Origin of the sequence: Variovorax dokdonensis (assembly GCF_030316895.1) — a bacterium.
GTDB lineage: Bacteria > Pseudomonadota > Gammaproteobacteria > Burkholderiales > Burkholderiaceae_C > Variovorax > Variovorax dokdonensis.
Genome location: NZ_JASZYV010000004.1, coordinates 49,085 through 60,556 on the forward strand (window position 1 = coordinate 49,085; position 11,472 = coordinate 60,556).

Annotated in this window: 7 protein-coding genes and 1 pseudogene; 6 read left to right on the forward strand and 2 right to left on the reverse strand. The window is 63.5% G+C overall.

The features are described from left to right. Positions 1–68 precede the first annotated feature (68 nt). From QTH91_RS18800 to QTH91_RS18825, 6 genes are all read left to right on the forward strand, one after another. Positions 69–962: a LysR family transcriptional regulator gene (locus tag QTH91_RS18800; RefSeq protein WP_286661673.1), complete on the forward strand. Its 894-nt coding sequence runs from the start codon at positions 69–71 to the stop codon at positions 960–962. A gap of 775 nt (positions 963–1,737) precedes the next feature. Beyond that, on the forward strand, positions 1,738–2,367 hold the full coding sequence (locus tag QTH91_RS18805; RefSeq protein WP_286661674.1) for a hypothetical protein: 630 nt from the start codon (positions 1,738–1,740) through the stop codon (positions 2,365–2,367). Beyond that, positions 2,364–2,537 carry a hypothetical protein gene (locus QTH91_RS18810; protein ID WP_286661675.1) on the forward strand — a complete coding sequence of 58 codons (174 nt, stop codon included), beginning with the start codon at positions 2,364–2,366 and terminating at the stop codon, positions 2,535–2,537. The genes QTH91_RS18805 and QTH91_RS18810 overlap by 4 nt, the downstream gene beginning before the upstream one ends. A gap of 73 nt (positions 2,538–2,610) precedes the next feature. Continuing rightward, a complete protein-coding gene (locus tag QTH91_RS18815; protein ID WP_286661676.1) occupies positions 2,611–6,612 on the forward strand; it encodes a DUF4365 domain-containing protein in 4,002 nt (1,333 codons plus the stop codon). A gap of 736 nt (positions 6,613–7,348) precedes the next feature. After that, positions 7,349–7,969, forward strand: coding sequence for a tyrosine-type recombinase/integrase (locus QTH91_RS18820; protein ID WP_286661677.1), 621 nt, complete (start codon positions 7,349–7,351; stop codon positions 7,967–7,969). A gap of 593 nt (positions 7,970–8,562) precedes the next feature. Further along, positions 8,563–9,120, forward strand: coding sequence for an NUMOD4 domain-containing protein (locus tag QTH91_RS18825; protein ID WP_286661678.1), 558 nt, complete (start codon positions 8,563–8,565; stop codon positions 9,118–9,120). Between the two features lie 61 nt (positions 9,121–9,181). On the opposite strand, the pseudogene QTH91_RS18830 reads toward QTH91_RS18825, so the two are convergent. Together QTH91_RS18830 and QTH91_RS18835 are read right to left on the reverse strand one after the other, a co-directional pair. Further along, positions 9,182–10,836: pseudogene (locus tag QTH91_RS18830) on the reverse strand (arylsulfatase). Between the two features lie 378 nt (positions 10,837–11,214). Next, a complete protein-coding gene (locus QTH91_RS18835) occupies positions 11,215–11,424 on the reverse strand; it encodes a hypothetical protein (protein ID WP_286661679.1) in 210 nt (69 codons plus the stop codon). Positions 11,425–11,472: the final 48 nt, after the last annotated feature.

The following is an 11,472-nucleotide window of genomic DNA, read 5'->3' on the forward strand; positions in this document are numbered from 1 at the left end:
GAATTCATTTGATGTTTGGATCAGCTTTTTTGATTCTGGCCGTCTGATCGCGCCACAATGGTGCGGCCATGAACCTCACCCTTCGCCAGATGCGCGCCTTCTCGGTGGTGGCGCGCACCGCCAGCTTTACCCTGGCGGCACGCCAGTTGAACCTCACGCAGTCGGCCGTCAGCATGCTGGTGCAGCAGATGGAAGACGAGCTGGGCGTGAAAGTGTTCGACCGCACGCGCAACGCGGTGACGCTGACCGAATCGGGCCGGCAACTGCTGCCGCTGGCGCGCCGCATGCTCGACGACCTGCGCCAGATCGAAGAAGGCGCGAGCGACCTGCGCACGCTCAAGAGCGGCGTGCTGCGCGTAGTGGCCCCGCAGTTGATGGCCTGCACCTGGGTGGCCGGCGCGCTGGCGCGATTCGAGCAGGCGCACCCTTCGGTGGGCTTGCGCATCGTCGACGGATCGGCCGACGACGTGGTGTCGAACGTGCGGCGCGGCGACGCCGAACTGGGCATCGGCCCGGAGCGCGCCACCGGCGAAGACGTGACGCGCACCTTTCTCATGCATGTGCCCATGCGCCTGGCGTGCCCGCGCTCGCACCCGCTGGCGCAACGCCAGTCGGTGTCGTGGCGCGATCTGCGCGATGCGCGCTGGGTGGTCTATTCGGGCGACTTCAGCCGCTATGTGGAGCAGCGCCTGCACGAGCACGATGCGTCGCTGTCCATGCAGACCGCCACCGAAGTGCGCTACCTGACCACTGCGCTGGCGCTGGTGGGCGCAGGGTTGGGCGTGGCGCTTGTGCCGGACTATGCGCGGACGTTTGCCGACAACTTCGGGGTGCAGTTCTTGCCGGTGCGCACGCCTGCGCTGAATCGGGAGTTCTTTGTGTATCAGCGGCGGAGCCTGACGCTGTCGCCCGCGGCGCAGGCGTTTGCGCAGTTGTTGAAGGGGCAGGCGAAGGGGCGGTGAGGTGGGGCTGCTGGCTTGGGTGGTGATTGGTGCTTGCCGGTTGGGGGGCTTGGATGGGATGGCGTAGCCGGGTTGGTTCGGTCGGCGTCAGCGATCGGGCGCGGTGATGGGCGGTCGGCTGCTTCAGACTGGTTGCAGACCTTGGTGTTGCCAGGACCTCACGACCGCTTTAGGTCAAGTAGCGGAAAAGCAAGGTGAACTCGCCCGCCAGGTCTGCTCAAAACTGCCTGCGGACAGTCCAGGTGTGGCCGTCCGATGACGGCGGTTGCCAAAACCTGACGTTGACCGGCGTGGGCGGCGAGCGTCTTCGAGTGGCCGGAAGAGGACATTCCTACCGGTTGAGCGCCATGGTGAGTTCCTCGCTGATCCGAGGCCTTGCCATGACACCCCTGCCCGCGAATGGAGGCCTCCGGCAACGATCGAGATCCCTTTGTCGGCGCGAAGCCTCCCAACATTGACACACGCCCTCTCCGGCCACCCCGAGCCCTTCCCTTTGCGAACCCTACCGGCAGCACCGCAGCACCGCAGCACAGCAGCACGTAAGAACGGTGAGCACGCCGGGAAGTGGTAAGTCGTTGAGTTGCAATGACTTTTCGGCAAAGGGCTACACGATTTCGCGTGGACTCGCTGCCCTATATTGGCGCTGCCTGGCGTGTCCTGAGTGGCTGCATACATCATATTCAGCCCCCTGAGTTCATCGGAGAGGATGCCAATAGAATCGTTGCAGTGCCGGCTCGGCGGCCTCAGACTTCGAGCATCGGAACTGGACGCCAACATGGCCAACTCGAAGCAATCCCAAAGTCGCCGTTTGAAGATGTCGGAGCGCGCGCAGCAGCAGCTGGCGCTGCACTTCCCCGACGTCACCGAGACGCTCCTGTGGCGGCGCAAGAGCAACGACGGCTTCACAACCGTGCCCCGCACCCTGCCGATCGCCATGCAGGCCATCGACGACACCTCGAAGGGCGCGCCCGCGGGCCACTCCCTGTTCTGCCTCTGGGCGCGTGCGCCGGACAACCCGCTGGTCACAGTGGAGAACCCCGCCACCTTCGCCGCGGAGGCCGGCTTCACCGGCGAACGGGCGGTGGATACCTGGCGCAAGCGCATGCGTAGGCTACGCGAGCTGGGCTTCGTCCGCACCAAGAAGGGCCCCTCCGGCGAGTTCCACTTCATTCTGCTGCTCAACCCGAACGTCGCCGTCGAGATGATGCGCGCCAATGGCTTGGTGCAGGTCGATCTTTACGGCCGCTTCGTAGAGCGAGTCGCCGACGTCGGTGCGGCCGGCGATTGGCCCGCGCACCAGGAGGCCATGAAGGCGGCGGAGGAGAAGGCGGCCGCCGCGGCCAAGGCTGCGTCCAAGGCCGCCGCGGCCCCTAAGGCGGCGGCGAAGAAAGGAGCCGCGAAATGACGCCCCGCGGCCGCAACCCCTACGAGTGCTTCAAGAGCGACGGCCACCGCCTGCTCGCGTTGGTGTCGCGCGACCTCCGCATCGTTCTTGTAGCAGCCATCTTCGCCGCCGCGAGCTTCGCGGGCGCCCATCCTGCGCTCCGTTCGGCGATCGCGCTGTGGGTGTCGTGACGAGGGGCTAGCGCCCGCGCGTTGACGAGCGGGTCATTCGTTGAGCTTTTGAATTCATCAGGGACGCAACCGCATGCCACACGACAAGGGTCTGCCGCAGACCGGCGACTCGCAAGAAATCGGAGAGGACGCCTACGACTGTTTGCGCGCGAACCGACCGAAGGGCTGGCACCTGACGGAGCTTGGCGGAGTCAACGACTACGGCTTCGATCTTCAAGTGCAAATCAGCATCAAGCAGCAGGTCGTCCACCCGTTCCGCATCCAGTTGAAGGGAAGCCGCTCGCCGAAGCGCAGCGCGGATGGAAGCTTCCTGTCCATCAATCTTTCGACCTCGACATTGCGCTTGTTCGACAACACCGACGAGCCTGTGTTGCTAGTCCTGTGCGACCTGAGCGTCGATCCTGAGGAGCCCCGCGCGTGCCCGCTCCACTACGTGTGGGTTCGCGAGGAGCTCGATCGCATCCAGATCGCGTCCATCCCGCTGGACCAGAAAGAGGCGGCGATTCGCGTTCCGACCGCCAACGTCATCGATCGCTCGACGGACCTAGTCGACGAGGTCCGCAAGCGCCATCGCCTGTCCCGAGTGGGGCACGCGTTGGAGACGAGCGTGGCGGGCATGGACCCTTCGCTGGGCTCGGAGGATCGCGTAGTGATGGTCGAGGCGATCGCCCGAAACATCGGAACCCGCAGCATCGTCTTCGCCCAAGCCCTTGCGGAGCCCGCAGCGGGCGTGTGGGTGAACCCTCCTCGCGGCAGCCTGGCCTGGCTGCTGACGGAGGCGAAGGCCGCGCTCGACGCGGGCAACGTCGAGAAGTGCGCAGATCTGCTCGGCCAGGCGGCCGAGCGGCTCGAGTCCGCCTCCGCCTTGGAACAGGCGGAGCACTGGTATCTGACCGGCCGCAGCCGCCTCATCCGCGGCGACGACGTCGGCGCGTCCAGCGCCTTCAAGTCCGCCGCCGAGACGCAGCCGCAGGCCAAATATTGGGCGGCGTGGGCGGAAAGCGAGATGCGCCGCCGGTTCCGGACCGATCAAGGGCAGGATTATTCAGATGTTCTCGCCGCCCTGCCGGAGGACCCGGACCCGGCCCTGCTTGGGGTGAAGGCTCGCCTGCTCGCGGCCAGCCGCAAGCACGCCGCAGCGATCGCTCTTCTGGACACGTTCGAAGGCGCGGAAAGCCTTGCGGCGCGCGCAGTGGTCCAGACGATGTTCTCGAAGCCCGAAGAGGCGCTGCAGGCGTGCATCCAAGGCATTGCCCTGGAGGAGAAGCGCGAGTCGACGAGGCTGCTGTTCTTGATCTTGCGCGCGCGAGCGCGCTTCAACATCGCGCTGAAGGGCGCGTGCGTCGAGGAGTCGAAAGGTCCAGAGTCGGAGGACGAGGTCCTCCCTCCTTCCGGCCCGATGGGCGTGGACGCGGCGGCGCTGCGGCAAGCGTGGGCAGACATCGAAGAAGCCGTCGCCGCTGTCGAGGAGATCAGATGGATCTCCAACGCCGAGTTCGTGATTGATTTTTGGATCGCCGCGGCGAGCATGCTCGGCAAGCAAGAGCAAATCCTCGCGCGGGTGCTCGCCGCGGCCCGCCAGCGCCCCCAGCAAGCCGAACTTCAGTCGGCGGCCGAGACGCTCGCCGCCCAATGCGGCGACTTCGAAGCCGCGTTGGAGGCGAATGGCCGCCTACCCGACGGCGACATGAAGATCCTTCGCCGCGTGTCTTTCTTGCACGAGCTGGGCAAGCATCGCGACTGCGTGGAGCTCATGGTCGCGAACATCGACAGCGTCAGCCAATCCCATCAGCTCTTCGCGCCCGCCTTGGTGCTGGCGGCGATGTCGGCCGACGTGATGGCTCGGGATGACCTGGTGGAGGCTTGGCGCGCGATTCTTCACAAGGAGAACCGCGAGGAGCAGGCACACGCCGCGACCTTGGACTACCTGCTCGCGCGACGCAAGAACCAGCTGCAAAGCGCCGAGCCTTTGGACGCGCTCGCCCGGATCGACGAGCAGCTTGGGCATCCGAAACCGACCACGCTGCTCCTTTTTCAGGAATTGGACGCGGGTTCCAAGGACCAGGCCGAGAGGTTCCTGGACGTGGCGGACCGCCTGCGCTCGACCGTTCGCCTCTCACCCATGATCGCCGTGAGGATCAGCGTCGCGTTGGCCACTTTGGAGCGCTGGGGCCCACTGCTCGCCTTGTGCGAGGAGGCGGGCCTGGAATTCGACGTCACCGGGCGGATCAAGGCGTTCCACGCGCTCGCCTTGGACCAGCTGGGCCGCTCCGACGAGGCGCGCGCTCTCTTGGAGGGAATGCTGGAGGGCGGCATCGAGGACGGCCTTGCCTTGAACACCTACGTGAACATCATGGTCCGCTGGGGGTTCGTGGAGAAGGCCAAGAGCGCCGCCGAGATGATTTTGGAGCGAGCGCAGGCCAAGGAGCGGCGCGTCGAGTGCGTGCGCATGCTGTTCAACCTCGAGCAGCATGCGAGCCCCACCAGCCCCCGTCTCGTCGATCTCGCGTTCCGCATGGGCGCGCTCGCCTCCCCGGACGACGAGGTGGAGGAGGGGATGTTCCTTTGCATGGTCATCACGGCGACCAGCTTCGAGACTGCGGTGCTGAGCGACGCGCGCAAAGAGGAGTTCCAAGCCAGGGCGAACGCGTTCTTCGATCGGTTCCCTCAGTCCAAAGTCCTCCGACGAGTCGAGCTGCCAGCCGGCGCCGGAGCCGGAGCCGGAGCCGGAGCCGGAGCCGGAGCCGGAGCCGGAGCCGAGGAGATGCTGCGCTCCATGAAGACAGCCATCGGGCTCACCGAGGAGCGGGAGCAGCAACGCGCGCAGCTCGAAGCTAAGCTCCAAAGCGGCGAGTTGCCATTGCCATTCGCATGGCGCCCCAGATTGGCGCTCGGCAACGTGCAGGATGTGACGCACCTGTGGGAGCTGGCGAAGCGGTCGACGCCCGAAGAGAAGAAGTTTCACCTGAACATGATCGGCCAGCCGTGGGAGCAGCGGCCTGCCGAGACATTCAGGTCGAGAACACCGCTGTTCGACTTGATCACGCTCTTCTTGCTCAACGACCTCGGCGTGCTCGAGAAGGTCTTCGACTTCTTCCCGAAAATCGCCATTCCGCAGGCCACTCTGGGGGAACTGATGAAGATGTCCCAGGCGTTCTCGGGGAGCATCTTCCGCGAGCGGTGCCTCGACCTGCAAAATCGGTTGCGGCCGCGTCTCGCGCAGATTTTGCAGCCTCGGGGAGCGCAGTCGGAAGAGGATCGACATCTTCCAAACTCGTCGCGCGAGCTGCAAAGCCTCACCAGCTCCGGCGACTACATCCTCTACTCCGATGACGCGCTGCTACGGATGTGGATCTTGGAGGAGAGGTTTGGGGCCGACAGCATGTGCACCTTGGACCTGCTGTGCGGCCTCGAGGAGCTTGGGCTGTTGACGACCGAGGAGGTCGCCACGAAGCTCGCGCAGCTCTGCGACTGGCGCGTTGGCGTTCAGATTCAGCTTCGCCACCACTTGGCGCTCGTCCCCCAATCGGTTCGCCAGGCGCCGCGGGTGGCGAAAGCTGCCGCCTTGCTTCGCGAAGTCGGGCCATTCATGTCGATCGCCGGTGGCATCTGGGGGCCGGGGACGAACTTCATGGGCGCGCTCAATCACGTCGGCCGCGTCGTGCGGATTTTGGTCCAGGACCCTGCCGTGCCCGACGTCGCCATCGGCGCCTACGCCGCGATATGGATCGACCATGCCACCGCCCGGCCGGACATGCCCCTGCCCGCGCTGATGTTGGCGGCGCAGATCGCGTTGCAGGCGGTGGCCGTCGACAAACTGCCGATCGCGGCTGCGCGCAGGTTGTGGAACATCTATTTCGGTGTGGTCGAGGCAGTGCATGGCGCTCCTGAGCCGAAGGACTACGCCATCGCGCTCGCTCGCGTCGCTCGCGAGGCCGGAGCCCTGGACAAGCGGGCGGCGCGAGAAGGCGCGGCCCTGCCCTCGAGCTTTGGAGAGCGGCTGATGATGGGCCTCGATCCCGGGACGGACGCTTGGGTGGCCTACTCCCGGGCCTATTTGGTAGGACGCCGTTGATATGCGTGCGCCACGCGCGGCGAGCGCAATCACCTGCGTCGGCGAGCAATACCCGCCAGCGTGAACCGCGTCGTGGACGGAAGCCGCGAACACGGCCCTGATGAGTTCCGCTCTCTTATGACATGTCTGCTTCCGACCCGTTGACGCCTGTCGCCCTTCTACAGGTCAGGATTGTCCTGCGGCCTGGCTTCTGCGGAGGCAACGGCGACTCGATTCTCGCCCGCTTTCGGTCTTCCGCGGCGAGGCATACCAGGCGCCTTGCGATCATTTCGGCCTGGTCCTCCTGGCAATAGATCTCGATGGTGTAGTCGTCGCTGCTGAAGCCGGCGTACTCCACATCCATGTACCAAACGGCTCAGTTGCTCAGCGAGGCCCCCGCAGAGCAATCGAGCAATCGCGCTGGTGGTTGACCTATGGATCACGCCTCCGCCGATTTTCGTCATCACAGCGCAGCTGGCCGACGTAGACAAGGTCTTTCAGCTTCACCGAGGCTCAATGTGAGTTGCATGAACTCCAGGGATAGCCATTTGCTGGGGCGTCTCTAGTCCTTGACCGCACAGCGGCAGCTTGCAGCCATTCGCGTCTTTGGGCCTGGAAGACCGCTTCCGCTGCAGGCCGTTCATTTGCGCGCAGCGATCTACGATTGAACTGAGAGAAGGCTCCAGCGTGCAGTCGTGGGTGGCCGCGGCCACGACGGAGGGACGGTCGACGCCGGCCGTCAATGAAGGAGCGCATCATGCAAGCACAAGCTGGTTCGAGCCATTGCCCGTGGAACAAGGGAAAGCTAATCGGGCAGAAGGCACCGTTGAAGGCAAAGGAAATCTGGGCCATCCGCACTCACTTACAAATGAACAAGCGCGTGCGCGACCTGGCGCTGTTCAATCTGGGCTTTGACAGCAAGCTGCGGGGATGCGACCTAGTTGGACTGCGCGTTCGGGACATCTGCCATGGCGACCGGGTTGCCAGCCGTGCCATGGTCACGCAGAGCAAGACGCAACGACCCGTCCAGTTCGAGATCACGCAGACGACTCGCGAAAGCGTCGAAGCCTGGATTCTGCGCAAGCATTTGCGCTCCGACGATTTCCTCTTCCCGAGCCGGGTCTCTGGGGCCGCACATCTCGGCACTCGCCAGTACGCGAGAATCCTTCATAGATGGGTGGAAGACATCGGCCTGGATACCGTGGAGTACGGTACGCACTCGATGCGGCGCTCCAAGGCTTCACTCATCTACAAGAAGACGAAGAACCTGCGGGCGGTCCAGATTTTGCTGGGCCACAGCAAGTTGGAAAGCACAGTCAGATACCTCGGCATTGAGGTCGACGATGCATTGGAGATTGCTGAGCAGATCGACGTCTAGTGCGTGGTGACTGCAGGCGGCGTCCGAAGCGCCGCTTGCGGGCGCTGACCCGCCGCTTGATCTGGACCACCGGACTTCGACTTCAGGCACAAGCGTGAGGCGACGGTGTTGACTGGACTGCCCAAAGGGGTCGCTCGAATCAGTTGACTTCAACTCGTCCGCGCCGCTGTTTGCGCCATCGTGCGATGAGGCCTTTACGTCCCGATCACTTGCTGTTTGCCTATGTGCGCAACCTGCCGCCCAGTGTTCCACGTTGGCGCGAAGATCCAGCCAGCCAAGAGGCATCCAGAGAATGACGACCTTGGGATGTCGCCTTATTTGTCCGAGCAAATCTTGACCGCGAAGGGGCACCGCTGCCCTGCAGGTCGCCCTTGGTGCTTTGCACACGCGCAGCACCTTTGCGCCGCAAGTCTTCCGCTTTGCGCGCGCTCATGCGATCCTGGACAGAAGAGGTTATCCGATCGGAAGTTTTCCAATCAAATGGACTGCTATTGGCCGGGGCACTGCTCTTGGGCATATTCGTCTCCTTGAAGCAAGATGAAATGTCACGGGGCCCGTAGGGGGATCCATGGCTCGACATGGAAGAGGCCTAGTTGGAAAAGTGGAAGAACATCGCGGGGTTCGACTACCAGGTTTCGAATCTCGGGAGAGTGAGAAGCCTGCCGCGAAAGGTGCCAGGCCGCGGTGACAAGGGCTTTCGTTCCATCGGTGGGCAACTCCTCAAGGGACGACCCAACGGGAAGGGGCACCTGCGCGTTAATCTTGCTAGAGACGGTGTCCACAGGGATGTCCTGATCAGCCGACTCGTAGCCACCTACTTTGTTCGAAACCCCAAGGACCTGCCCCTGGTCGTTCACAAGGACTTTGATCGCTCCAACAACGCCGCGTCGAATCTCATGTGGTGCGACCAAGCCTCAAGCCTCAAGCGCGCCCTCGGAGCAGGCCGCTTCACCGCCCTGACCAGCCCCAAGCGCGCCAAGAATTTGGACATCGAAACGGTCGAGCTCATCTACGAACTGCGGCTTGCCGGAATGACTCTGTCGGAGATCTCAACCGCACTCGATGTCCGAGTCGAGGCCGCCGCGAATGTGTGCAACGGCAAAGCCTGGCGAGATGCATCGAGGCCGGCCCTGGCTCGGCGCCGGCGCTGAGCATCCCTGAGGCTTTGCGGGCCGGTCATCGACACTCGCAAAGCCCCAGGGTGTTCTGAACCTACTTCCCGCCAGCCGGCGCAGCAGGCTTCCTCAGCTTCTGTTCGATCTCTTCGTTGATCTGCTTTTGCACGTCGTTGATGCCGAACTCGGCCGGCAACTGGCTCGGCGGGTACTCGACGTACGTCTTCAGATGCTCGACCGCCTTCGTCTGCGCCATGATCGTCAGGTAGACGTTCTTGGTCTGGAAGTCGTAGTACTGGTCGGAGACCACGTCCGCCCGCTCATACGGGTCCATGCGCAGGTTGAACAGCTTGGGCAAGCGCAGGCAGGTGAAGGGGTTGGCCCAGACCTGCATGCCGCCCGGCGCCCGCTGTTCGCAGAACACCGCCTTCCAGTCGCCAAAGCGCATGGCGACCAGCTCGGCATCGTCGTTGAAGTAGAAGAACTCGTCACGCGCGCCCTTTTGCGACTTGCCGGTCAACAAGTCGAGCTGGTTGTAGCCATCCAGGTGGACCTTGCCGGTCTTGGAACCGATCGTGGTGCCCTTCAACAGCCTGTCCTTGACGTCGGTATCGCCCGCCGCAGCCAACAGCGTGGGGAACCAGTCGAGGCCCGAGAACATCTCGTTGGTCACCTCGCCGGGCTTGACCTTGCCGGGCCAGCGCACCATGGCCGGCACGCGGAAGGCGCCTTCCCAGTTGGTATCTTTCTCGCTGCGGAACGGCGTGGTCGCGGCATCGGGCCAGCTGAATTGATTCGGCCCGTTGTCGGTCGTGAAGATCACGATCGTGTTGTCCGAGATCTTCAGGTCGTCGACTGCCTGCAGCAGCTTGCCGACGTTGTTGTCCATCTCGATCATGCCGTCCGCATACTCGTTGCCGGGCATGCCCGCCTGACCTCGCATCGACTCGCGCACATGGGTGAACAGGTGCATGCGGGTGAAGTTCATCCAGGTGAAGAAGGGCTTGCCAGCCGCCGTCTGCCTCTTCATGTAGTCGATCGCGGCCGAGGTGGTCTCGTCGTCGATGGTCTCCATGCGCTTGCGGGTCAGCGGGCCGGTGTCTTCCGTCTTGCCATCGGCAAATGCGTGCATCACGCCGCGCGGAGAGAAGTTCTTGACGAACGGATCGTTCTTGTCCTTCGGCCAGTACGGGCGCTCGGGCTCTTCCTCGGCGTTCAGGTGGTAGAGATTGCCCAGAAATTCGTCGAAGCCGTGCTTGGTGGGCAGGTACTCGTCGCGGTCACCTAGGTGGTTCTTGCCGAACTGCCCGGTGGCGTAGCCCTGGGCCTTCAGTGCTTCTGCAATGGTGATGTCGCGCGCTTGCAGGCCCACGGGCGCACCGGGCAGGCCCACCTTGCTCAAGCCGGTTCGCTTGGCCGTCTGGCCCGTGATGAAGGTCGAACGCCCAGCGGTGCAACTGTTCTCGGCGCAATAGTCGGTGAAGCGCAAGCCTTCCTTGGCGATGCGGTCGATGTTGGGCGTCTTGTAGCCGACCACGCCACCACCATAGGCGCTGATGTTGGTGACCCCACGTCGTCGCCGAAGATCACCAGGATGTTGGGCTTGGACGTCTGAGGCGCTGTCGGCAAGCCCTGGCTTGGAGCTTGAGTGGTGCTTGGTTGAGCCGGGGTGGCTGCAGGCGGCTTGGCTTGGCCAAAGACCTGGGATGACCCCAAGAAGACCAAAGCGCCAGTCAGCGCTACACAGCCCATCACCTGCCAACGAGACTTGAATCGCTTCTCCATACTGCTCTCTCCTAAAAGGATTTCGCTTCGACGTGAAGTGCGCAATCTGAGCGCGACATGACTTGCGCGCAACCTCAAGTTTGGTCCGTGTGATGCGACGTAGGACGACGCCTACGCATGGAGATGGACTTCATATGTTCGAGGCACTGAAAGTCGCTGGCGACGCGCCGACGACGTCAACCTCATGCAGACGTGAGGATGCGTCTGCCGCGACAGCACGCAACGCTTCGGGAGTGATCAAGAGCGGATTGATGCAATCTGCGATCACCGTCATACCAAGGGAATTCTTACAACGATAAGAAACGATGCTCCCGGTCAAGCCTGGCCCGCTCCGAGGCATTGGGGTCAACAATCTTCGCGGCGGCGCAGCGCCTCGCGATACAGCAGGCCGCCGATCTGAACAAGCACTGCCATGTCGTCATCCGTCAACTTAAAGCGCGTCAGGTCAATCCAGGCGGCCAGTTCTGAGATTGAATCATCCAGATCCCAGTGGCTTCTCTGGACGTCTAGCAATTTGGCATGTTGCTCGAACAGCTTGATGACATGGTGCGTCATGGTGAGTCTCTCGCGTTGGTTCAGTGCGTGGACGCGCCGGTCCTATTT

Coding starts and splice junctions, on each gene's coding strand:
- QTH91_RS18815 (WP_286661676.1), top strand. CDS start 2,611: ATGCCACACGACAAGGGTCTGCCGCAGACCGGCGACTCGCAAGAAATC.
- QTH91_RS18820 (WP_286661677.1), top strand. CDS start 7,349: ATGCAAGCACAAGCTGGTTCGAGCCATTGCCCGTGGAACAAGGGAAAG.
- QTH91_RS18835 (WP_286661679.1), bottom strand. CDS start 11,424: ATGACGCACCATGTCATCAAGCTGTTCGAGCAACATGCCAAATTGCTA.
- QTH91_RS18810 (WP_286661675.1), top strand. CDS start 2,364: ATGACGCCCCGCGGCCGCAACCCCTACGAGTGCTTCAAGAGCGACGGC.
- QTH91_RS18800 (WP_286661673.1), top strand. CDS start 69: ATGAACCTCACCCTTCGCCAGATGCGCGCCTTCTCGGTGGTGGCGCGC.
- QTH91_RS18805 (WP_286661674.1), top strand. CDS start 1,738: ATGGCCAACTCGAAGCAATCCCAAAGTCGCCGTTTGAAGATGTCGGAG.